The following is a 22227-nucleotide window of genomic DNA, read 5'->3' as shown; positions in this document are numbered from 1 at the left end:
AATAACGTCACTTTTAAGTATCTAGAGGAGTAACCCGTATGACTACCCGCCATGTTTTTGCAATACTCTTGTGCGTCCTTTCATTCAATGCGTTGGCTCAGACTGCAGAGGAGCGCGGCCTGGAGATAGCGCGTGAGATAGATCGCCGCAACGAAGGTTTCGTGAACAGTCTGCACGAGGCCGACATGACCCTGAAGAACCGCCAGGGCGAGGAGAGTAAGCGCCACTTCATCCTGAAAACCCTGGAGGTCAGCAACGATGGCGACAAGGACGTCGGCTTGTTCGACAATCCGCCCGATGTCCGCGGCACCGCCGTGCTGACCTATTCCCATGGTGTGCAGCCGGATGACCAATGGATTTTTCTGCCTTCGCTGAAGCGTGTCAAGCGTATCTCTTCCGTAAACAAGACTGGTCCTTTCGTCGGCAGCGAGTTTGCTTTCGAAGACATCGCTTCCTGGGAACTGAGCAAATACACCTACAAATATCTGCGCGACGAAGCGGTGGATGGCCATGACTGTGCTGTCCTCGAGTTACATCCGGCGTATGAATATTCAGGCTATACCCGCCAGGTTTGGTGGGTCGACAAGGCGATTTACCAGGCGCGCAAGATTGAGTTTTACGACCGCAAGGATGCGCTGCTGAAAACCCTGGCGCTGAATGATTACCGGCAATACCAGGATAAATTCTGGCGCTCACATGACTTGCTGATGGAAAACCTCCAAACCGGCAAGACCACGCGCTTGGTCCGGAGTGCCTACCAGTTCGGGGCCGCTCTGAGCGCGCAAGATTTCACCGAAGGCGCCTTGAAAAACATCCGTTGAGTCTTGGCATCAGGAACACGACATTACCACCTAGAAGATTATTTTCCAAAACATCGGGAGAACCCACATGACTAAAAACAAAACCTGCAAACTTTTGCTGATGCTATTCACCTTGGCGCCTTTGGGGGTTGAGGCGCAAGGCAATGCCAAAAAGGAGCCTTCTGCGGAGGCCCGTTCCGAGGCGGCGCTTCAGGTAGACGGCTTTTTTTGGGATGTTTTTCATAACGGTAAGTATGAGCTAATCCCTGACGTGATCAATGCGCTGACCGGCATTCATTTGCAGTATCCGAACGATTCGGTCACCACGGCCCATGTCGGCTTCATGAAGGTCTGGCATTTGACCGAAAGATGGCGGCAGGAGCAATTCCCGCCCACGATCATCGAAGATGCGGTCGTCGCGCAAAGCTATTTCCAGCAAGCCGTGCGTTTGAATCCGGATGACAAGCGCTACCTGGGCTTTCTGGGCGGCATGACCCTGGCGGAAGGCGACATCCATCGCGATGAAAAACTGGTGCACAAGGGTTATGTCACCTTGCGCAAGTCTATCGCGGCTTTCCCTGAGTTCAACTTGGTTACGGCGGGGCTAGTGGAAAGTGTCCTGCCGGCGAACTCCGATCGTTTCAAGAGGGCACTCGAATGGCAGTGGAAAACCCTCGACGTATGCGTGGGGGAGAAGTTCGACCGGAAAAATCCCGACATGACGCCCTACATGAATTTAGAGACGACGGTCGGCGATAAGCGCGTCTGCTGGAACGGTGATATCGCTCCTCATAACTTCGAAGGCTTCTTCTTCAACATGGGCGATATGCTGGCCAAAGCAGGCGATTGGCATACGGCTCAGAAGATTTACGCCAATGCCAGACTTTCCAAGACCTACGATAGTTGGTTGTACAAGGATGAGCTGGAGCAGCGGATTGTAGACGCCGAGGCTAACGTCGCCTTGTTCAACGAGGCGCCGGGTCCCAGCGGTCGTCCTAGCCATCCGGTCATGTTCCAAACCGAATACGCCTGTATGTCATGCCATCACAACTGATGTCCGGGATGGACGTTTACTCCCATTGTTACGCAATTTTAACCAACCTCACGAGGAAAAAAATGAACAGAATCTTCACTAAACAACTGGGCCGTATGCAACAAGGAACGCGGCACCTGATGCTTTCAACAGTTTTGTCAGGATTGTTTCTGGCGGCTGCCCCTCAGGCCTATGGAGAGGACAGTTACGGCGACATTGAACCATCCAAAGCCGGGTTGCCGTTCAAGGCTGTTTTTACCACGGCCTTATCCGTCAAAGTGGATCCCAAGCGGTGCCCTGATATCGTTCAGGTCAATGAGGGGGATGGTCTGGGAACCCAGATCGGCAAGTTTAAAGTCTACCAAACCTCTTGCCTTACCCCTTCGACGGACCCGTTGACTTTTCGCGACGGGCGTTTCGTGTTCACTGCGGCGGACGGGTCAACGCTCCGAGGGTACTATGGCGGCCGGGTCGTGCCAACGCCGACCACGCTTCAGGATGATCAGTTGCTGCTCGATGCAGCATGGAGCATCAGCGGCGGAACCGGGCGCTTCATCGGGGCGAAGGGCGGCGGATCAGGCAGCGGCCTTTTGAGCCCCGGCGCCGGCGATGCGCGCATCGTGCTCGATGGTCGTATCAGCCTTCCAGAAAAGCATTAATGGGCACGATTTTTACATTTAATCACAGAGAATTGAACAATGAATATCAAATCAGTAAGAACGAAGATAGTCTTGGGGATCATGATGGTCGGAATGGTGATAAACGCGGATGCCGGTGAAAACCGTCCGGGTCATTTTGAAACGCCCTATAACGGAATTATTTCCGGCACGGCCACTAGCGCACCGATCGACGCGGTGAATTCGGGAGACGGAGTGGATGGTGTTCTGGGAACATTTGCCATTACGACCCAAAAGTTCGGCCAGGTGACCGGGCAGGCTCTGGTCGAGGATGTCCCGGCGGCGATTCCATCCGGCACTTGTCCTCCCGAGACGGATTTTGAGTTAGCCTTGGGAGCTATTGATGCCGCCCACCGCTTTTCGAATGGAGACCAATTGTTTCTCAAAGGGCATACTCGGACAGCCTGTGTGGATTTAGACACAGGTACTGCGGTTGCTCATGAATCTGGTGAATTTACCGGTGGCACCGGACAATTTAGTGAGGCAAGCGGTATCTGGGATATCACCGACAAAATCAATCTTTGGACGACCGATCCATCCGGACATTTTTTTGCCTCCTATACGGGTCAACTCAAGGGGACGATTATTACGTCCAATCCTCTCCACATAAAGAAATGACAAAGTCAGCTGAGCGAAGCATTCATTCCCTCGCTCAGCAATCTTACATTATCGAGCTTTTTGTCGAAAAGGAAAAAATCAATATGACCATCAAAAATATCATGCCATTCGTAATCTTGGCGCTGGTAATGTCGGTCGGGGAAGCGGCTTTTGCTGAAACCGAGCATGAGATTTATACAACACCCTATAACGGTACTATTTCCGGAACCGTTATCAGCAGCGAAATCAATGCGGTAAATCCGGAGGACGGTGCAAATGGGATTTTGGGGAACTTCGCGGTCGCCAGTCGTAAGTTTGGGCATGTTACCGCGCAAGCCTTTGTCGAGGATATTCCGGTTTCAACGCCGACCGGGAATTGCAAAGAAGGCACCGATGCCGAATTTACGTTGGGAACAGTGCGTTCTATCCATCGTTTCCCTAATGGGGATCTTTTATACCTCAATGCGCTGACACGTTCGGCTTGCCTTGATTTCGAGACATTGACCGTTCATACCGATGAAGAAGGCGAATTTACCGGGGGTACCGGCAGATTTGCTAAAGCAACGGGTACATGGAGGATTACGGGGGCCGCCAATCTCTGGGTCATTGATCCTTCCGTGCAATTTTTCGGTCCCTTCAGCGGCGAACTCAGCGGAACGATCATTACTCCTACGCCCATCCTAAAAGGCAAATAACAATGAGAGCAGTTAGAGAAAGGCGGTACTGCATAGTAATCTTTTTGTTGGGACAATCGCCCGTTCAAAATGATTTTGAGCAGGTGTGAACTCACTAAGGACTAGGTTTACCCATGTTTGCTAACGGTGCTGTAGTGTGCATTCTCTGGCCGCTCGCGGCCTTGCTGGTGGTTTCCAACGCTTCGGCGGGGGAGTTTTCCGGCTTCATTGCCGCGGAGACGCGATTCTTCACCGAAAGCTCCGGTTTTCCCGAACAACGCGGCAGTGTCTGGTCGCCCTCAGGCGTAGCTCAGCCGGAGTTTCGCCAGGAGTTCAACGAGGGGCGGGATCGTTTTACCGCGATTCCGTTTCTTCGCCTCGATGCGAATCAATCCAGCCGCAGCCATTTTGACGTGCGCGAGTTCAACATTTTTCACCAGGGCTCCAACTGGGATTTTCGCTTCGGCTTGGGCAAGGTATTCTGGGGCGTCGCGGAATCGAGGCATCTGATCGACATCGTCAATCAGACCGATTTGGTGGAGAACATCGACGAAGAGGACAAACTTGGTCAGCCGATGGCCAATTTGAATTTTTCCGGCGATTTCGGCAATCTGAGCCTGTTCATGTTGCCGGGCTTTCGCGAGCGGACCTTCATCGGCGACCGCGACCGGCTGCGCTTTCAACTGCCGGTAGACGATAAGCATTCGGTATACGAGTCGTCGCTGGAACAATGGCATGTGGACTTCGCCGGGCGTTGGAACCGCACGTTCGGCGACTGGGACGTGGGCGTTGCGCATTTCTGGGGAACCGGCCGGGAACCCCGGCTAGTACCCCAGTTTCCTAGGGGGCAGGGGTTCCCGCCCGATCGGGTCGTTCCATACTATGACATCATCAATCAGACCAGCTTGGATGTGCAGGGCGCCGTCGGTAACTGGTTGTTCAAGCTGGAAGCGATGACCCGCGGCGGGCAAGGCCAACGGTTCGCGGCGGCGGTTGCCGGCCTCGAATACACCTTTTACGGCGTGCTGGAAAGCAGCGTGGATGTGGGCGTCCTCGCGGAATATCTGTATGACGGACGCGATCGGTCCGCTCCGCCGACGCCTTTCGACCATGATGTTTTCGTCGGCACACGGCTTAATTTCAATGACGAGCAGAGCACCGAGTTGCTGATCGGCGGGGTGATCGACCAGAAAACCCAGGCGACGCTGCTCAATGTGGAAGCGAGCCGGCGTTTGGGCGATAACTGGAAAATCGAGGTGGAAGGGCGCTTCTTCGAGAACGTACCGTCTTCCCGTTTTACCGATGTCGCATTATACGGGTTGCGCCAGGACGATTATGTGCAAGTCAGCGTGGCGTGGTTCTTTTGAATGCGGCCCGATAGGGACGGCATCGGCTGTACGGTATGACAAAGACTTTCACGGCACACAGCGCCGACGGCGTTTCCGGGTCCAGATTCGGTTTTGCCAGTCATTCAGTTGAAGCGCAGGAATCCACATTGTTCCCCGAGGAACTCCGGCTCATTCAGGGAGCAAGCGAGAAGCGGCGGCAAGAATTTGCAACGGGGCGTTATTGCGCACGCTTGGCTCTGGCGAATCTTGGCGTTGCGCCTGCCGCGATTCTTAGTGATCAAAACGGCGCTCCGGTCTGGCCCGGCGACGTCGTTGGCAGCATCAGCCACACCCGAGGATTGACGGCGGCCTGGGTCGCTCATGCTGATGTAACCAAGGGCATCGGCGTGGATGCGGAATATCGGCGAGGGCCGTTTTCGTCCGAGGTTTTTGACGCGATAACGACGGCGGCGGAAAAACGGAAGTTCCGCAATTACCCGCAAGCGGTCGCAGACACCTTGTGTTATGCGTTATTTTCGGCAAAGGAAAGCGTTTTCAAATGTTTTTATAGCGCCTGTCATGAAAGCCTGACGCTGGAAACCATCGACATCTGTATCGATGCCCGCTTGAGTTCATTCAGCACGGCGCGGCTTGGCGACGGAACAGGCCTTCCGATCCAGGGGCGAATCGGCTTTTGTTCCGATTATGTGATCACCGTGGCATGGTGGCCGAATTGGGTTTAGCCAATTTTGCGGATTGCCGGCATTGTTGATGGCAGGTCCTCCGAACGGCGGCCGATAAAACAAAATGCGGTAAAGTTTGTCTCTATGATTTTCGACGGTATGAGCTTCATATCACACCCTTTATTGATGAGGAGGAAATGATGATGAACGAAGATTTCATTATGAGTGCCCGCGCGGTCAGAAACGGCAGTTTCAACTCGGAGCCGGGCAAGAGCCATTATCTCTTGGTGCCGCAGGATTCGGCCGTGCCCTTGCCGGAACATAAGAGAGGCGTGGCGGAATGGGTCAAGGCGCTACGCCAGGCCGCCGTTTGGGGCGATGACTCGCGCGATCCCGGAAAGGAACGCGGCGACATCCTGGTTTTTATCCACGGCTACAACAACGATCAGGCCGTGGTGATGAAAAGACATCGGCAATTAAAGGCGGATCTGCATGCGGCGGGTTACAAGGGGGCGGTGATGTCTTTCGACTGGCCGAGCGCAGCCAGTGCCTTAAACTACTTGGAAGACCGCCATGATGCGAAAAGGACCGCCATGCAACTGGTCACGGATGGGATTCGGCTGCTGGCCAAGGAGCAAGGGCCGGGTTGCGCGATCAATATCCATTTACTGGGGCATTCCACCGGCGCCTACGTGATACGCGAAGCGTTCGACGATGCGGATGACGTGCATATGACGCAGGCGAGTTGGATGGTCAGCCAGATCGCCTTCATCGCCGGGGATATTTCGTCTGCCTCGCTCGCGGAAGGCAATGCTTCGACCGAGGCGATCTATCGCCATTGTACCCGCTTTACCAATTACTCGAATGGCGCCGACTCGGTCCTAAAGTTATCCAATGCGAAAAGGGTGGGCATATCGCCACGGGTAGGCCGCGTCGGACTGCCCGAAAACATTCCGGGCAAAGCAGTCAACGTCGACTGCACCGATTATTTTACGGTGCTGAATGCGGATGCGGCGTTGCAGGCCTTCGACCAACAAGCGCGAATCGGCAGTTTCGATCACTCCTGGCATATCGGAAACCGGGTGTTTACCCGCGATCTGTTCGAGTTGCTGAAAGGGGACCTGGATCGGCACCTGTTTCCGACCCGCGAGGTGGTAGCGGGTTCGATCCGCTTGAAACGTCCGGCTTAACGGACGCGGCGGAGGGACATTTGCCTCATGCCCGCGCCGCGGCGTGGGAATGAGGCAACAGGGGATTATTTTTCAGTTTGCGGAAAATTATAATCGCCTGTCGGACGGGTAAAGGTGAATTTGTAAGGATTCACAATGATGAAGTCGGCAAACGTCTTGAAGGTGTCGTGAGGCGGCTGGAGTGAGGTGATCGCGGTGGCGGGGCTCAATGCGACATAAAGGGCGCTGCCCAGGATAGTCGCCACGAAACCGGCCGGGCGCAAGGCGACATCGTACAAAATATCCACGCCGTCGGCTTTGTGGACGGTGGGCGGGTTGTCGGCAAAAACGGGCGCCGACACAGTCAATGTCAATGCTATGATGGCGGTTTTAATCAGTTTCATATCATATCTCCCAAGATTAGAATTAACGTTCGACCAAATGAGTTTCCGCCGGACCAACAAGAAATGCCGTGGAAAAATCCTAAAACTACGCTGCCTTACGGCAAATGCCAAATATATCACAATTGGCGGAAAGAGTTGCCTGTTAGAGGATGATTTTCATGTAGATGGCAAGCTTTCTTATTTTTTTCTTAATAATATTGATCTAAGTTGTTGATAATTCTTGTGGCGCGCCGTGATCCTGTCAAACAGCCGGACCCTGTGCGGAATTAAGTCATTCAGCGTTTCCCTCGCATTTTCTGCATTTTGATAGTTTTGCATTGTTCCTTCACGGCTTGGTCACCGAGTTCAAGCATCAGGGTAGCGCGGAAGACGGCCTGTTGTGCTACCGTGCCGTGCTGCGCCCCGGGCTGTGGTTTTTGACCCGCACCAGCAACTGCCGGATTTTCCAGGACATGAACGTCCCGGACATCATCAAACAAGTCTTCGAGTTGAACGGTTTTCATGACTTTATCATAAGAACCTCGCGAGTTTACACCCCCCGCAGCTAAGTAGGCATGCATAAAAAGCCAGGTAAAATGAGCCTGTATGATAGCTGGTTTTCGAGGGGCAAATGAAGTTTGTGAAGGGATTGAGCGAAGCGGAAAGGCGCACGCCGCTGGATGCTTCCCGCTACGCACCGTGGCCGCGTTTCCGGCAGCGGGCGCATGCGGTTCTATTGAGTGGTAAGCACTACAGTTTAGCCCAGTTGTCGGACATATTCGCTGTAGATCGGGATACGGTGCCGGGATGGTTGAGGGGATGGGAGTCGCAGGGTTTGCTAGGTCATCGTGACCAAGACCACCCAGGGCGACCCGCAAGGGGACGGCGTGTACCCTCTCAAAGGACACGGTTCGACGCTGGTTGAAAGAAAAAGGCTGGAGGTGGAAGCGCTGCCGCCGCAGCCTAAAGGAAAAGCGCGACGAAACGGAGTTTTTGGAAGGAAAGCGGATATTGACTGCCTTCCATGAGTACGAAGCGGCGGGTGATCTTGATGTGTTCTACCTTGATGAAAGCGGTTTTAGCTCCCGTTCCTGCGTGCCTTACGCCTGGCAACCCAAGGGCGAAACCTTGCACCTACCCGCCAATGTGTCGGGCGGCACAAATGTCACCGGTTTCCTGAACCGGAACAATGAAGCCTATTTCCACACGGTGGACGGCTCGGTCACACACAAGGAGATCATGGAGGCGATGAACGTTTTCGTTCGCTTGCGCAGCCCTGAAAAGTTGACCATCGTCGTCATGGACAACGCTTCGGTGCATCGCAAAGCTGTGGAGGAGGCCAGCTGGGGGTGGTTGGGGTTTCGTGTTTGGACCTGGTTCCTCACGACTTATTCGCCTGAACTGAATCCAATCGAGATACTATGGAAGAAAATCAAATACGAGTGGTTGCCCTGGGCCGCCTACCATTGTTTTGAAACGATGCGCTCTGCGTTAGGCGAAATTTTCGAAAATTTGGGCGGCAAATACCGGATTAATTTTGCATAGGTACTTATTGCGCGAGGTAACACAGCATGCAGGTGGCGCTTCTGCTGCCATAGGGTGGGGTAAGATGACCGAAATAATTAAGTCAGCAAAAAAATCCGATGTTTTAGTTATCAAAAGATTAGAAAACCGTTTTGGTTTTCATCTGCCCGAAGTTTATAAATACTTTTTGTTGATGTTTGACGGTGGTGAACCTATACTAAAGTTATCACAGTTTCATGCAGACACCAGGTGAACATATTGTGCTCTGCTACTGAACGCCATAACGATTATGGACATAATCATCTAACTGCGAGATTGTATTACTGTCCTCCGACACAACCTGTTTTATGACATCGCCGATACTGATCATGCCAATCAATTTGCCATGGTCCATGACAGGTAAGTGGCGCGTATGCGTGGAAGTCATCAATATCATGCACTGCTCCACAGAATCATCCGGATCGACACATAGGGTATTGATATCAAGCATCTCGGAAACAGGGGCTTCCAGGCTGGGCGCGCCTCTATACATGAGATGCTGCAAATAACCCCGCTCGGTAAAAATACCGAGAAAAAAGCCCTTGTTGGTGACGGCTACCGCTCCGATATGATGATCAGCCATGATCTTTATGGCATTTAAAACAGGTGAGCGATCTTCAATTGAGAATACCTGGTTGTTTTCCTTGGCTTGTAATATGTCCTTGACTTTACGCCTGTTTCTTATTCCATCGACTACGGAATCGGAAAGATCTTTGCTGCAGTTCATCAGCGCCTTAATCAGTTTGGAAGAGCTCTGAGAAAAAGCCCCATCGGCCGCCAGTAATGATCTGGCTTTCTCTTTGTTATTTGCGTTGCTGTGATAAACCACTTCCGCCGCAATGCGGTGGAAGTGTTCATGTGCGGTACACATCGATTCAAAGGAAGGCAAATAGTTATATTGAACGCCATCGCCATAAATCCAGTGCCCGAGTTCGCAAACATGGCAATCCGCCACCTTTTTAAGGTCCTGGATAATCCCTTCTTCTATGTGGCGTTTTAGCCGCATGTTCCATTGAATATGCGTTTCGATAGCATCATTGAAAATGTTCATGGCTGTCTCCCAACGGTTTGAGATAACGGATGACCATTGGAAAGCGCATTGCCAGAAAAGATCCAGAAATGAGTAATAAATAATCTCAATATTCAACAAATCCGGGGCAGTTGCTCGCCGCTGAATAAATCCAGAACCCGGCTGACGCCCATGACGTTTTCGAGCGTGACCGTGCCGCGGGGATGCGGCCCGGTAACTTGGCCTATCCGGCTAGCCTGCCGGCCGAGCGGATGCCCTCGCAAAACCGACAAGGCCTGTTCGGTCTGTTCTTCGGGAACGAATAAAATAAACGCGCCTTCGTTGGCGATATAGACCGGATCGAAACCCAGTATCTCGCAGGCGCTTTTGACGTTACTGTCAACCGGCAGCGAGGCTTCCCTAATTTCGATGTGCTGCCGCGCCGTCGCGGCCAGCTCGATCAACGCGGCCGCCAGGCCGCCGCGGGTCAGGTCGCGCATGCAATGGATTTCGATCCCGGCCGCGAGCAATTCTCCGACCAGCCCTGAAAGGTCGGCGCAATCGCTTTCGATCTCGTGCGCGAAGTTCAAGCCTTCGCGTTCCAGCATCACCGCGATGCCGTGCCGGCCGAGGTCGCCGTTCAGGAGGATGCTGTCGCCCCCTTTAATTCGGCCGGGATTGCTCTCGATGCCGGCGTCGATCAGGCCGATGCCTGCGGTATTGATGAAGACCCCGTCGCCCTTGCCCTTGTCGACGACCTTGGTGTCGCCGGTCACGATCAACACACCCGCGGCTTCGGCCGTGTGCTGCATCGATTGCACGATACGCTCGAGGTCTGCGATCGGGAAGCCTTCTTCGATGATCAGCGCGCAGGTCAAATACAAAGGCTTCGCGCCGCTCATCGCCAGGTCGTTCAAGGTGCCGCAGACGGCCAGCTTGCCGATGTCGCCGCCAGGGAAAAACAAAGGCTTCACGACATAGGAATCGGTCGTGAAGGCGAGCCGCGAGCCGTTGACTTCGAATACCGCGCTGTCGTGTTTCTGGTTCAGCAGCGGATTGCCGAACGCCGGCTGGATCAGGTTGTCCAGCAGTTGCTGCATCAGGCGGCCGCCTCCGCCGTGCGCCATCACGATCCGGTCGTATTGCAGCGGCAAGGGGCAGTTGAGTTCCAGGTCAGACATGGGGATGGATGCGGTAATGGAAATAGGCGGCGCAGGCGCCTTCGGACGAAACCATGGTCGCCCCCAGAGGCTTTTCGGGTGTGCAGCGGACGCCGAACTCGGGGCATTCGGTTGGCTTGATCAGGCCTTGCAACACGTCTCCGCTGCGGCAGCGTGGCGATTCCTGGGGGGGTATATTCGTCACCGGAAAGCGCCGTTCGGCGTTCCAGTCGTCGTAGTCGGCATTCAGCGCCAGGCCGCTGCCGGCAATCGGGCCCAGTCCGCGCCAGCTTCGGTCGACCGTATCGAATACCTTCAATAGCAAGGCTTGAGCAGACAGGTTACCTTGTGCTTTCACGACCCGGCTGTATTCGTTTTCGACTTCAAAGCGGCCTTCTTCGAGTTGTTTGACGGTCATATGCAGCCCTTGCAGCAGATCGACCGGCTCGAAACCGGTGATCACGATAGGAATCCGGTAGCGCGCGGCAATCGGCAGATATTCGTGGTAGCCCATGATCGAGCACACATGCCCGGCGCCGAGAAAGCCCTGTACCTTGTTGCTGGGCGAGTTCAGCAGCGCTTCGATCACCGGCGGCACGCGCACATGACAGATCAGCAGCGTGAAGTTTTCGAGGGCTAATTGTCTGGCCTGATAGGCCGCCAACGCGGTAACCGGGGCGGTGGTTTCAAAACCCACGCCGAAAAATACCACCTGCCTGTTCGGGTTTTGTTGCGCCAGGGTCAGCGCATCCAGCGGCGAGTAGACGATCCGTATATCGGCCCCTTGCGCCTTCAGCCCCAGCAGATCTCTTTTTGAACCGGGCACGCGCAGCATGTCGCCGAACGAGCAGAATATCACCCCCGGCATTTCGGCAACCACCAGCGCCTTGTCGATGTATTCGATAGGGGTCACGCAGACCGGGCAGCCGGGGCCGTGGATCAATTCGATCGCGCCGTCCAGCAACTGGTCGATGCCGTACTTCAGCGCGCTATGGGTCTGGCCGCCGCAGACCTCCATGATCTTCCAGGGCCGAGTCGCGGCCGTCTTGATCGCCGCGACCAGTTTTTTGGCGGTTACGGGGTCGCGGTATTCTTGCAGATATTTCATCGGTCTTCACCCGCCGCGTCCAGCTCCCTGAAGGCCTGTAGACTGGCCAGGGCGTCCTCTTCATCCAGCACCGAGAGCGCGAAGCCCGCATGCACGATTACGTAGTCGTCGACCTTCGCTTCCGGCACATAGGCCAGGCTGATCTCCCGGCTAACGCCGGCAAAATCGATCCGGCCGGTACGCGCCAAGGGATCGCTTGCGTTTGAAACACTGATGATGCGTCCGGGAACGGCTAGGCACATAGATTTATCCGATGTATTTTGTCGCATACAGCTGCCCGAGCGCCAGGCCGCCGTCGTTTGGGGGGATGTTTTGATGCCGGAACACCTTGAAGCCGGCGGTTTCTAATCTCTCGACAGTGGCTTCCACCAGGCAGGCATTCTGGAAACAGCCGCCGCTGAGGACGATGGTTGGTTCGCCGGCGCGTTTCGCGATAGCCAATATCATCTCCGCCAGCGTATTATGGAATTTTTTGGCGATCAATTCAGCATCACGGTTCGGTATGTCGGCTAAAAGTGCTTCGATCGCGTCTTGCCAGTCGATGATCATTGGTTTGCTGTCGATGATTCGGAAGGGATAAGCGGCCTCGCAGTCATTTCTTGACGCGCAATTTTCCAGTGCCATTGCCGCCTGACCCTCGTATTGATTGATCTGGCAAAGCCCCAAGAGACTCGCGACCGCATCGAACAGGCGGCCCGCGCTGGTGGTGCGCGGACAGTTGATTTGTTTCGCCAGCACGGGGCGCAGAAGCTGTAATTCCGATTCGGAAAAAGGCAGGAAGTTCAGATCGAACACGGGCTCCTTATACATCTCGTGCAGCAGGCCCAGCGCAGCGCGCCTCGGCTCCTCGATCGCCTTGCCGCCGCCGGGCAGCGAAAACGGCCGAAGATGCACATAACGCTCGAAACCGTGGCCGTGAATCTTGAGGAACTCGCCGCCCCACAAGGCGCCGTCGTCGCCGAGGCCGTTGCCGTCCCAGGCTACGCCGAGCAAGGGCGGCTCCAGGCCGTGTTCGGCCATGCAGGCCAGGATGTGCGCGTAGTGATGCTGCACTTTTCCGCTTGCCGTCTGCCATTCCCGCATCGCAAACTGGCTGCTGCCGTAGCCGTCGTGCAGATCGCGCATCCATCTTTCCGGCTTGATCCGGTAAAACTGCCGAAGATCGGTCAAGGCGGCCTCGAATTGCTGCCGCGAAGCCGCGCAATCGAGATCGCCGATATGCGGGCTCAGAATCATTTGCCGGTCATGGCAGACGGCGACCGTATTTTTTAGATGGCCGCCGACCGCCAGCGCATCGGGCAGCGCCGTTTTCAGCAGTACGGGCAGGGGAGCGTAACCTCGGGCGCGGCGCAACAGGGTCATCTTGCCGCCGATCAGCCGGACGATAGAATCGTCCAGGGGGCGCTGGATAGGCCTATTATGGGTCAGAAAAACATCGGCAATGTCCGCAAGCCGGTCCAGGGCCTGGTCGTTGTCGATGCAGATCGGTTCGTTCTGGCGGTTGCCGCTGGTCGCGACGACCGCCGCGCCGAATTCGCGCAGCAGCAAATGATGCAGAGGCGCATAGGCCAGCATCACCCCGAGCAGGTCGGTGTCGGGAGCGACCGCATCGGCAACCTTAGCGCTTTCCCGTCTTCTCAATAGCACGATCGGCGCGGCGGGCGAGGTCAACGTTTGTCGTTCGAGATCGTTGACTGAACACAGTTCCTGGGCGGCCGCCAAATCGGCCGCCATCAGCGCAAACGGTTTTTGCGGGCGGTGTTTTCTAAAGCGCAGGCGCTCGATCGCCGCCTGGTTGGCCGCACCGACCCAGAGCTGAAAGCCGCCGATGCCCTTGACTGCGATGATCTTTCCCTCCCGTAAGTAATCGCTTGCGGCGAGCAAGGCGCCATCTCGTTCGGCCAAGCGCTTGCCGGCCGCATCGAGCAAGCTCAAGACAGGCCCGCAGTTTGGGCAGGCGAGCGTTTGCGCGTGGAAGCGCCGGTTGTCGGCAGAGCGATAATCCCGTTCGCAGTCCGCGCATAGGGCGAAGCCGGTCATCGTAGTGCGCTCCCGGTCGTAAGGCAGGCTCTGCATGATGCTGTAACGCGGGCCGCAGTTCGTGCAGCTGGTGAAGGGATAGCGGTAAAAGCGGCTGTCGGGATTGAATATATCGTTGATGCAATCCGCGCAGACCGCGATGTCGGGCAATACGTAGGCCGATGTGCTGCCTTTGTCGCGGCTCGCTTTGATCTGAAAATCGCGGTAATTCGCCGGCGGCTGCTTTTCGACTGTCAGTGACACGATGCCGGCCAGCGGCGGCAACTGGCTTTGCAGGCGGTCAAGAAACTGTTGCTGCAAGCCGGGCTCGCCTTCAAGCGCAATCGTCAGACCCTCGGCGGTATTGGCGACCCAGCCGTTTTGCCTGCACAGCCCCGCAAGGCGGGCGATAAACGGCCGCATGCCCACGCCCTGGACATAGCCTGTAATCGTAATGACGAGATGCTCGGTAATAATTTTGAAACCTGTTGAACTAATAACCGGATATTAATACTATTTAACCGCGATCATGGATAAAAAATAAATAACCGTTTTAAAATCAGACCAAGCCAGGCGGTTCCAATGCGACAGTTCATTCAGAGTCTTGCGGCAAAACACGATTTTCGGCCGACGCACCTGCTGGAAATTTTAAGAGCGGTTCAGGCTCGTTACCATCATATTCCGGCCGATGCGGTCGAGCTGCTGGCCGAAGCCTTGCGCATCCCGCGGACCCGGATCATCGACGCCATCGAATTCTACAGTTTTTTTTCGCTCACCCCCAAGGGCCGCTATGAACTGCTGATCAGCGACTCGATCACCGACCATATGCTGGGTAAGCAGGAACTGATGGCTTATCTGGCGGATAAATTGAATGTCGCGGTCGGCGAAGTCCGCAGCGACGGCGTGGTGAGTCTGGACAACACCTCCTGCACCGGCATGTGCGACCAGGGACCGGCAGGGCTCGTCAACGGCTACGCCTTGACCCGTCTCGACCGGAGCCGGATCGACCAAATCGCCGAACTGATCAACGGGGAAATACCGCTGGAGGAGTGGCCGGCCGAATTTTTCGAGGTGGACGATAACATCCGTAAACCGGGCTTATTGTTGAACAGCCAGACTGCGCAGGGCGAAGCGCTGAAGGCGGCTTTGGCGAGAGGCTTCAAGGAAACCCTGGCGGAAATCGACAAGTCGGGTTTGCGGGGGAGGGGCGGCGCCGGCTTCAAGACCGCAATGAAATGGCGCTTCTGCGCCGAAGAACAGCAAGTCGAACGCTATGTGGTGTGTAATGCGGACGAGGGCGAGCCCGGCACCTTCAAGGACCGGGTGCTGCTGAATTCGTTCGCGCATCAGGTGTTCGAAGGCATGACCCTGTGCGCTGCGATCATCGGCGCGAAGCAGGGTTTTCTGTATTTGCGCGGCGAATATCTGCACCTTCATGGCAAACTGCAAGCCACTCTGGCAGAGCGCCGCGCGTCCGGACTGCTCGGAACCGGAATTTTGGGCGGGGCAGTCGATTTCGATATCGAAATCCGCCTTGGCGCCGGCGCCTATATTTGCGGCGAGGAATCCGCCCTGATCGAATCGCTGGAAGGCAAAAGCGGCATCCCGCGCAACCGCCCGCCGTATCCGGTGACCAGCGGCTATCTCGGAAGGCCCACGGTCGTGAATAACGTCGAGACCTTCTATGCGGCGTCTGCGATCGCAGTCCATGGCGGCGACTGGTTTGCAGCAAGCGGCACCGAAAAATCGCAAGGCAGCAAGATCCTGAGCATCAGCGGTGATTGTGCCAAACCCGGCATTTACGAATACCCGTTCGGCACGACGATCCGAGCCATTCTGGAAGACTGCGGCGCGAGCGACGTGCTCGGCGTGCAGGTCGGCGGACCTTCCGGAACCTTCATTTCCGACCAGGAATTCGACCGTAAGCTGGCGTTCGAGGATCTGGCTACCGGCGGCTCGTTCATCGTCTTTAACGGCAACCGCGACATTCTGGCCATCGCACATAATTTCACCCATTTCTTCGCGCATGAAAGCTGCGGTTTCTGTACGCCGTGTAGGGTCGGCACGTCGCTGCTGCGGAATCAGCTCGACAAGATCACAGGCGGCCACGGCTCGGCCGGCGACGTGGTCGCTCTGGAAGAAATTTGCCGCCTGATCAAGACGAACAGCCATTGCGGCCTCGGGCAAACGGCCGCGAACCCGGTGTTGACGACATTGGAACGTTATCCCGAGCGCTATCAAAGCCGCTTGAAGAAAATCAGTTTCGAACCGGGCTTCGATCTCGATGGCGCGCTCGAAACCGCGCGGCGCATGGCCAACCGGAACGATGCGGCGGCGCATTTGCAACAAACGGCGGCAGAACATGAGTAAAACGATCACGATCGACGGCAAGGCCATTCCTTTCATCGATGGGCAAACCATCATGGAGGCCGCGACCGCGGCGGGCGTCTACATTCCGCATCTCTGCCATCATCCGGGCTATACGCCGCACGGCAGTTGCAAGCTGTGCAATGTCAGGGTCAACGGCCGGATCTGCTCGGCCTGCACCTTCCCGGCGGCCGAAGGCCAGGATATTTTGAATGACAGCCAGGAGCTGAACGCCGACCGGCGGCGGATCACCCAGATGCTGTTCGTCGAAGGCAATCATCTGTGCCCCGGCTGCGAAAAAACCGGCAACTGCCAGTTGCAGGCGGTCGCCTATCATCTGAACATGCTCGACAATCATTTTCCGCATTTTTACGCGAAGCGGAACATGGACGCCTCGCACCCGGACGTATTGATCGATCACAACCGCTGCATCTTCTGCACGCTGTGCGTGCGCGCCAGCCGGGAAAAGGACGGCAAGGACGTGTTCGCGATCAGCGGCCGTGGCATCAACAAGCATCTGATCGTGAATGCCGAAAGCGGGCTGTTGAAAGACACCGATCTCGAAGCGACCGACCAGGCCGCCAATATCTGCCCGACCGGCGCGATCCTGATCAAACGCACCGGCTACACGGTACCGATCGGCGAGCGGGTGTACGACCATAGAGAGATCGACGAAGTCAGTCTGGAACAGGAGAGAAGCGAACATGGCTAATAGAAAAATCCGCGTCGCCACCACCTCGCTGGCAGGCTGCTTCGGCTGCCACATGTCCTTACTCGATATCGACGAACGGATGTTGCAATTGGCCGAAGTGGTCGAATTCGACCGCTCGCCGATCACCGACATCGAACACTGCACTAACTGCGACATCGGCCTGATCGAAGGCGGCGTCTGCAACTCCGAAAACGTGCATGTGCTGCGCGAGTTCCGCAAGAACTGCAAGATCCTGGTCGCGGTCGGCGCCTGCGCGATCAACGGCGGCCTGCCGGCCTTGCGCAACTTCATCCCGCTGGAAGAATGCCTGCAGGAAGCCTATCTGGACGGCATCGGCGTCGAGAATCCGCAGATTCCGAGCGATCCCGAGCTGCCGCTACTGCTGGACAAGGTGCGGCCGGTGCATGAAGTGGTCAAGATCGATTATTTCCTGCCCGGCTGCCCGCCGTCGGCGGATGTGTTCTGGAAATTCCTGACCGATTTGCTGGAAGGGAGGGAGCCGTCGCTGCCTTATGAACTGGTGCATTATGATTAAGCGATCAGCGACGAAACCTGTTTTGACATCGGTGCTGACGTGTCCCGAGTGCGGATTTGAAAAACAGGAAATCATGCCGACCGATTCCTGTATTTATTTTTACCAATGTACGAATTGCCAGGCTTTATTAAAACCTAAGCAGGGCGATTGCTGCGTCTTTTGTTCATATGGAACGGTTGCCTGCCCGCCGAATCAAATGGGCCATGCCTGTGGTTCTGGTTAAATTTTAGAGAAGTCTATGTACGAACATTTGGAAACCGCCGAGAACAGCGAAAATCTGAAACGCGTGGTCGTCGATCCGGTCTCGCGGGTCGAAGGCCACGGCAAGGTCACGTTGTTGCTCGACGAAAACAACAAGGTCAAGCAGGCGAGGCTGCATATCGTCGAATTCCGCGGTTTCGAGCGCTTCATCCAGGGGCGTCCTTACTGGGAGTTGCCGGTGCTGGTGCAGCGTTTGTGCGGCATCTGCCCGGTCAGCCATCATCTGGCCGCCGCCAAGGCGATCGATCAACTGGTCGGCGTCGCTCCCGAAAATCTGACGCCGAGCGCGACCAAATTAAGACGCCTGCTGCATTTTGGCCAGGTCCTGCAGTCGCATGCGCTGCATTTCTTTCATTTATCCAGCCCTGATCTATTGTTCGGCTTCGAAAGCGACATCGGCAAGCGCAACATCATCGCGGTATTGAACGCCTATCCCGACATCGGCCTGCAAGGCGTCAAGCTGCGCAAATACGGCCAGGAAGTGATCCGGATGGTAGCGGGCAAGCGCATTCACGGCACTGGCGCGATCGCCGGCGGCATGAACAAGTCGCTGACCCAGGCCGAGCGCGATTACCTGCTCGAAGATGTCGATCAGATGATTCGATGGGCGGCGGATTCGGTCGCGCTGATCAAAAAGGTGCATTGCTCCAGCCTGCCTTTTTACGACGAGTTCGCGACGATACGCAGCAATTACCTGGGCCTGATCCAGCCCAGCGGCGCGTTGGAGCTTTATCACGGCGGCATTCGCGCGAAAAACGACCAAGGCGAAACGCTTCTGGACCATTTCGATTACTGTCGGTACAACGAGGCGATTCACGAGGAAGTCCGCTCCTGGTCGTACATGAAGTTTCCCTATCTGTTGTCCCTCGGCAAGGAAAACGGCTGGTACCGCGTCGGCCCCCTGGCGCGGGTCAACAACTGCGACTTCATCGACACGCCGCTGGCCGAAACGGCGCGCCTGGAGTTCAAGGCGCACGGCAATGAAGCGATGGTGCACAGTACACTGGCGTTTCACTGGGCGCGCCTGATCGAACTTTTGCATTGCGCCGAAAGCATCAAGACATTGCTGCACGATCCCGACGTGATGGGTCACGATTTGGTGACCCGGGGCGAAAAACGCTTCGAAGGCATCGGCGTGATCGAGGCGCCGCGCGGCACGCTGTTCCACCATTACCAGGTCGATGAAAACGACATCGTGACCAAGGCCAATCTGATCGTCTCGACCACCAGCAACAACATGGCGATGAACGAATCGGTGCGGCAGGTGGCGGCGACGTATCTGTCCGGCCGCGAACTGAGCGAGCCGCTGCTGAACAACCTGGAAGTCGCGATCCGTGCCTACGACCCTTGTCTGTCCTGTGCGACCCATGCGGTCGGCAAGATGCCGTTGCAGCTTGAGTTGATCGATGCCGAGGGCCGGTTGGTCGACAAGCTGGTCAAGCACAACGACGGCATGATCGACCGGCATGCCTAAGTCCGTTTTGCTGCTGGCCTGCGGCAATTTGAGCCGGGGCGACGACGCACTGGGGCCGTTGTTGCTGGAATTCGTCGAGGCGCATTGCGATTCGAGCGAAATCGAGCTGCTGACCGATTTTCAATTGCAGATCGAACACGCGCTGGATCTGGAAAATCGAAAGCTTGTTCTGTTTGTCGACGCTTCGGCCGGCTGTGACGGGTCTTTCGAATTGACCGAGCTTGAACCGGTGCAGGACAGCAGTTACACGACCCATGCGATGAGCCCCGCGGCGGTGATGGCGGTTTACCGGTCGATCAAAAAACAGCCGCCGCCACCATGTTTTCTGCTCGGAATCAAAGGCGAGTCGTTCGAACTCGGCGAGGGATTGAGCGAAAATGCCGGGGAAAATCTGCAACAGGCTTGCCGGTTTGTCGCAAGCTTGCTGGACAATCCCGATATTGCGGTTTGGCGGGATCGGACGGGAACTGTTGCAAGGTTTCATGGCTGCATGGGAATGTCGGTATCGTAAAATCGATGCGGTGGGAGCGACGCCTACATCGCGACTGAAGCCTTTAATCGCGACGTGGGCGTCGCTCCCACTGATGATTTTTATTTTGGAAAGTCGTCATGCATGAACTTTCATTGCTCGAAAACGTGCGCGAAATTCTCGAAAGCCACGCGCAGAGCCAGAACTTTGTCAAAGTCACGCGGGTGACTCTGGAAATCGGCAAACTGTCCTGCGTCGAGCCGGAGGCGTTGCGCTTCGGCTTCGATGTAGTGATGAACGGTTCGTTGGCCGAAGGCGCAGAGCTGGTGATCACCGAGGCGAGCGGGATCGGGCGGTGCCGGCAATGCGGGTGCCAGTCGGTCATCGAAACGTTATACGATCCCTGCGCCGAGTGCGGCTGTCCTTATATGGACGTCGTTCAGGGCGCGGAGATGAAAATTAAAGATTTGATAGTCATTTAGTTGCGGAATCATTATGTGCGGAATATGCGGTTGCGGCTCCACTGAGCCCAAACAGGCTCATCGATTCGTGTTGAGCCAGGGTCACCACCATCAACATGACCATGGCCATGACGAGTCCGATACGGGGCGCCTGGTCAGCATCGAGCAGGAATTGCTCGGCAAGAACAATGCGTACGCGATGCAAAACCGGGCGTACTTCAAGAAACACAATATTTTCGTGTTGAACCTGGTTTCCAGCCCCGGCGCCGGCAAAACGACCCTGCTGGTCGAAACGATCAAGGCCTTGCAGGAGCGAATTCCGATTGCGGTGATCGAAGGCGACCAGCAGACCGAACACGACGCCGACCGCATCCGTGCCACCGGCACGCCGGCGGTGCAGATCAATACCGGCCGCGCCTGCCATCTCGATGCGCACGGCATCGGCCATGCGGTGATGGATCTGGGCATGCATGACAACAGCCTGCTTGCGATCGAAAACGTCGGCAATCTGGTTTGTCCGTCCTCGTTCGATCTGGGCGAGGCGCACAAGGTCGTGGTGCTGTCTGTGACCGAAGGCGACGACAAGCCGCTCAAATACCCGGACATGTTCCATGCGGCCGATCTGATGCTGATCAACAAGACCGATTTATTGCCGTATGTCGATTTCGACATCGAGCGTTGCTGCGATTACGCGCGGCGGGTCAATCCGGATATCCAGATCATCCGTCTGTCATCGACCCAGGGCGAAAACTTTTCGGCCTGGACGGATTGGCTGTTGGCCCAGATGCAGGCGCTTGCCTAAAATGCCGATGCACACGATCAATTCAGATCATCCAGATAGAAAAAACGACGTGATTTGTCACTGCAGCGGAACCACGCATCAGCAAATCATCAAGCTTATCGATAGTGGAGTCGACAATCTGGAAAGAATATCGAGAATTACCGGGGCCAGTGCAGGTTGCGGGGCTTGCGAAACGGAAATACAGGAATTGTTGGAAAAATGCCTTTGATTTAAGACAGAATCGGATGAGATTGCTTTGTGCAGCATGCCATTGAATGGCCGAGTTCGACCCAAAAGCGACGTTCAGTGGAAATCTTTCAACGTCAGTTGAACAACCAGAAGCTGTCAGTGTTAAGATAAAAAGAAATTGTATCTCTTCCAGGGCGGGGAGATTGCAGAAACTATCTAATAGCTTGTTGGACGAAGCCGCTAACGAGGAGAAGGGGCGTGGCTTCATCCAAACGGACCGCCCAAAGCGAGGCCATTAATTCAGTGTGAGCTATAGCATGCATCGCCTTTTACGACTCCTGTGCCTGATGCTGCTCTTCTCGGCAGCGACTTCGCTCGCCGACAGCCTCATTGCCGAAGGCGTTATCTCGACGCCACTCATTCGCCTCTTGGCGCACCCCGAGGAATATGAGGGTAAACATGTGGAAGTGATCGGCTATTACCATTCGGAGTTTGAGGAAAGGTCGCTCTATCTCACAAAGGATGACGCTACGAATCTGAATACCCAGAATGGACTATGGATTGGAAGCATTGCCAAAGAGGCTGACAAAAACAAAGTCCACTTCATCAAGAAAGGATTTGTCCGCGTTGCCGGCACATTCAGCTACCGTCCCACGAGGGGTGCAGGGCACATGGGATTGTGGCCAGCCGAGTTGAAAGATATCACCTTTTTTGCCACCACAAGGTGATATGTCTAATAAATCGCTGCAGGGACACAGGCGCTATGCCTTCAGTT

At 55.7% G+C, this 22227-nt stretch carries 28 protein-coding genes; 22 read left to right on the top strand and 6 right to left on the bottom strand.

What is annotated here, in order from left to right:
- Positions 1–38 precede the first annotated feature (38 nt).
- The 8 genes from ACEPPP_RS08170 (at position 39) to ACEPPP_RS08135 (ending at position 6982) form a co-directional block, all read left to right on the top strand.
- Positions 39–821: an outer membrane lipoprotein-sorting protein gene (locus ACEPPP_RS08170; RefSeq protein WP_374090559.1), complete on the top strand. Its 783-nt coding sequence runs from the start codon at positions 39–41 to the stop codon at positions 819–821.
- 67 nt (positions 822–888) lie between these two features.
- Positions 889–1854, top strand: a complete 966-nt coding sequence (locus tag ACEPPP_RS08165; RefSeq protein ID WP_374090558.1) for a hypothetical protein — start codon at positions 889–891, stop codon at positions 1852–1854.
- Between the two features lie 62 nt (positions 1855–1916).
- Positions 1917–2492, top strand: a complete 576-nt coding sequence (locus ACEPPP_RS08160) for a hypothetical protein (protein ID WP_374090556.1) — start codon at positions 1917–1919, stop codon at positions 2490–2492.
- A 39-nt stretch (positions 2493–2531) separates the two neighbouring features.
- Positions 2532–3128 carry a hypothetical protein gene (locus ACEPPP_RS08155; protein WP_374090555.1) on the top strand — a complete coding sequence of 199 codons (597 nt, stop codon included), beginning with the start codon at positions 2532–2534 and terminating at the stop codon, positions 3126–3128.
- A complete protein-coding gene (locus tag ACEPPP_RS08150; protein ID WP_374090554.1) occupies positions 3125–3802 on the top strand; it encodes a hypothetical protein in 678 nt (225 codons plus the stop codon). The genes ACEPPP_RS08155 and ACEPPP_RS08150 overlap by 4 nt, the downstream gene beginning before the upstream one ends.
- A 113-nt stretch (positions 3803–3915) precedes the next feature.
- A complete protein-coding gene (locus tag ACEPPP_RS08145; protein ID WP_374090553.1) occupies positions 3916–5148 on the top strand; it encodes a hypothetical protein in 1233 nt (410 codons plus the stop codon).
- Between the two features lie 35 nt (positions 5149–5183).
- Positions 5184–5852, top strand: coding sequence for a 4'-phosphopantetheinyl transferase (locus ACEPPP_RS08140; RefSeq protein WP_374090552.1), 669 nt, complete (start codon positions 5184–5186; stop codon positions 5850–5852).
- Positions 5853–5989: 137 nt separating this feature from the next.
- On the top strand, positions 5990–6982 hold the full coding sequence (locus ACEPPP_RS08135; protein ID WP_374090551.1) for an alpha/beta hydrolase: 993 nt from the start codon (positions 5990–5992) through the stop codon (positions 6980–6982).
- A 65-nt stretch (positions 6983–7047) separates the two neighbouring features.
- On the opposite strand, the gene ACEPPP_RS08130 is transcribed toward ACEPPP_RS08135, so the two are convergent.
- Entirely contained in the window at positions 7048–7365 is a 318-nt protein-coding gene (locus ACEPPP_RS08130; RefSeq protein ID WP_374090550.1) for a hypothetical protein, read from the bottom strand.
- Between the two features lie 317 nt (positions 7366–7682).
- On the opposite strand from ACEPPP_RS08130, the gene ACEPPP_RS08125 reads away from it, so the two are divergent.
- The 4 genes from ACEPPP_RS08125 to ACEPPP_RS08110 all read left to right on the top strand — a co-directional run bounded on the left by ACEPPP_RS08125 (position 7683) and on the right by ACEPPP_RS08110 (position 9121).
- Positions 7683–7913 (top strand): contractile injection system protein, VgrG/Pvc8 family, encoded by a 231-nt coding sequence (locus ACEPPP_RS08125; protein ID WP_374090549.1) that lies wholly within the window; start codon positions 7683–7685, stop codon positions 7911–7913.
- A gap of 62 nt (positions 7914–7975) precedes the next feature.
- Positions 7976–8269, top strand: coding sequence for a helix-turn-helix domain-containing protein (locus ACEPPP_RS08120; RefSeq protein WP_374090548.1), 294 nt, complete (start codon positions 7976–7978; stop codon positions 8267–8269).
- Positions 8266–8889 carry an IS630 family transposase gene (locus tag ACEPPP_RS08115; protein WP_374090547.1) on the top strand — a complete coding sequence of 208 codons (624 nt, stop codon included), beginning with the start codon at positions 8266–8268 and terminating at the stop codon, positions 8887–8889. Before ACEPPP_RS08120 ends, ACEPPP_RS08115 begins: the two co-directional genes overlap by 4 nt.
- Before the next feature lie 64 nt (positions 8890–8953).
- Positions 8954–9121 carry an SMI1/KNR4 family protein gene (locus ACEPPP_RS08110; protein ID WP_374090546.1) on the top strand — a complete coding sequence of 56 codons (168 nt, stop codon included), beginning with the start codon at positions 8954–8956 and terminating at the stop codon, positions 9119–9121.
- Positions 9122–9136: 15 nt separating this feature from the next.
- On the opposite strand, the gene ACEPPP_RS08105 is transcribed toward ACEPPP_RS08110, so the two are convergent.
- The 5 genes from ACEPPP_RS08105 to hypF all read right to left on the bottom strand — a co-directional run bounded on the left by ACEPPP_RS08105 (position 9137) and on the right by hypF (position 14626).
- Positions 9137–9958, bottom strand: a complete 822-nt coding sequence (locus ACEPPP_RS08105; protein WP_374090545.1) for a CBS domain-containing protein — start codon at positions 9956–9958, stop codon at positions 9137–9139.
- Positions 9959–10050: 92 nt separating this feature from the next.
- Positions 10051–11097, bottom strand: a complete 1047-nt coding sequence (gene hypE / locus ACEPPP_RS08100) for a hydrogenase expression/formation protein HypE (protein WP_374090544.1) — start codon at positions 11095–11097, stop codon at positions 10051–10053.
- On the bottom strand, positions 11090–12184 hold the full coding sequence (hypD, locus tag ACEPPP_RS08095; RefSeq protein WP_374090543.1) for a hydrogenase formation protein HypD: 1095 nt from the start codon (positions 12182–12184) through the stop codon (positions 11090–11092). The genes hypE and hypD overlap by 8 nt, the downstream gene beginning before the upstream one ends.
- Complete coding sequence (locus ACEPPP_RS08090) at positions 12181–12426, bottom strand: HypC/HybG/HupF family hydrogenase formation chaperone (RefSeq protein ID WP_374090542.1); 246 nt, start codon at positions 12424–12426, stop codon at positions 12181–12183. The genes hypD and ACEPPP_RS08090 overlap by 4 nt, the downstream gene beginning before the upstream one ends.
- Positions 12427–12430: 4 nt before the next feature.
- A complete protein-coding gene (hypF, locus tag ACEPPP_RS08085; protein ID WP_374090541.1) occupies positions 12431–14626 on the bottom strand; it encodes a carbamoyltransferase HypF in 2196 nt (731 codons plus the stop codon).
- A 159-nt stretch (positions 14627–14785) separates the two neighbouring features.
- Here hypF and ACEPPP_RS08080 point away from each other — a divergent pair, with 159 nt between their 5' ends.
- The 10 genes from ACEPPP_RS08080 (at position 14786) to ACEPPP_RS08035 (ending at position 22180) form a co-directional block, all read left to right on the top strand.
- Positions 14786–16573 (top strand): NAD(P)H-dependent oxidoreductase subunit E, encoded by a 1788-nt coding sequence (locus tag ACEPPP_RS08080; RefSeq protein WP_374090540.1) that lies wholly within the window; start codon positions 14786–14788, stop codon positions 16571–16573.
- The gene (locus ACEPPP_RS08075; RefSeq protein WP_374090539.1) at positions 16566–17282 is read left to right on the top strand and encodes a 2Fe-2S iron-sulfur cluster-binding protein; all 717 of its coding nucleotides are present in this window, start codon (positions 16566–16568) and stop codon (positions 17280–17282) included. Before ACEPPP_RS08080 ends, ACEPPP_RS08075 begins: the two co-directional genes overlap by 8 nt.
- On the top strand, positions 17275–17817 hold the full coding sequence (locus ACEPPP_RS08070) for an NADP oxidoreductase (RefSeq protein ID WP_374090538.1): 543 nt from the start codon (positions 17275–17277) through the stop codon (positions 17815–17817). The genes ACEPPP_RS08075 and ACEPPP_RS08070 overlap by 8 nt, the downstream gene beginning before the upstream one ends.
- Positions 17810–18040, top strand: a complete 231-nt coding sequence (locus tag ACEPPP_RS08065; RefSeq protein WP_374090537.1) for a GDCCVxC domain-containing (seleno)protein — start codon at positions 17810–17812, stop codon at positions 18038–18040. Before ACEPPP_RS08070 ends, ACEPPP_RS08065 begins: the two co-directional genes overlap by 8 nt.
- 15 nt (positions 18041–18055) lie before the next feature.
- Positions 18056–19552 (top strand): Ni/Fe hydrogenase subunit alpha, encoded by a 1497-nt coding sequence (locus ACEPPP_RS08060; RefSeq protein WP_374090536.1) that lies wholly within the window; start codon positions 18056–18058, stop codon positions 19550–19552.
- Positions 19545–20063 carry a hydrogenase maturation protease gene (locus ACEPPP_RS08055; protein ID WP_374090534.1) on the top strand — a complete coding sequence of 173 codons (519 nt, stop codon included), beginning with the start codon at positions 19545–19547 and terminating at the stop codon, positions 20061–20063. Before ACEPPP_RS08060 ends, ACEPPP_RS08055 begins: the two co-directional genes overlap by 8 nt.
- A gap of 98 nt (positions 20064–20161) precedes the next feature.
- The gene (gene hypA, locus ACEPPP_RS08050) at positions 20162–20503 is read left to right on the top strand and encodes a hydrogenase maturation nickel metallochaperone HypA (RefSeq protein WP_374090533.1); all 342 of its coding nucleotides are present in this window, start codon (positions 20162–20164) and stop codon (positions 20501–20503) included.
- Positions 20504–20516: 13 nt separating this feature from the next.
- On the top strand, positions 20517–21284 hold the full coding sequence (gene hypB / locus ACEPPP_RS08045; RefSeq protein WP_374090532.1) for a hydrogenase nickel incorporation protein HypB: 768 nt from the start codon (positions 20517–20519) through the stop codon (positions 21282–21284).
- 1 nt (position 21285) lies between these two features.
- On the top strand, positions 21286–21492 hold the full coding sequence (locus tag ACEPPP_RS08040; protein WP_374090530.1) for a (2Fe-2S)-binding protein: 207 nt from the start codon (positions 21286–21288) through the stop codon (positions 21490–21492).
- 277 nt (positions 21493–21769) lie between these two features.
- On the top strand, positions 21770–22180 hold the full coding sequence (locus ACEPPP_RS08035) for a hypothetical protein (RefSeq protein ID WP_374090529.1): 411 nt from the start codon (positions 21770–21772) through the stop codon (positions 22178–22180).
- Positions 22181–22227: the final 47 nt, after the last annotated feature.

The sequence above is a fragment of the Methylomicrobium lacus genome (assembly GCF_041897535.1).
Lineage (GTDB): Bacteria > Pseudomonadota > Gammaproteobacteria > Methylococcales > Methylomonadaceae > Methylomicrobium > Methylomicrobium lacus_A.
Note: the sequence above shows the minus strand (reverse complement) of the source record. Positions and strands in the feature narration are given on the sequence as shown.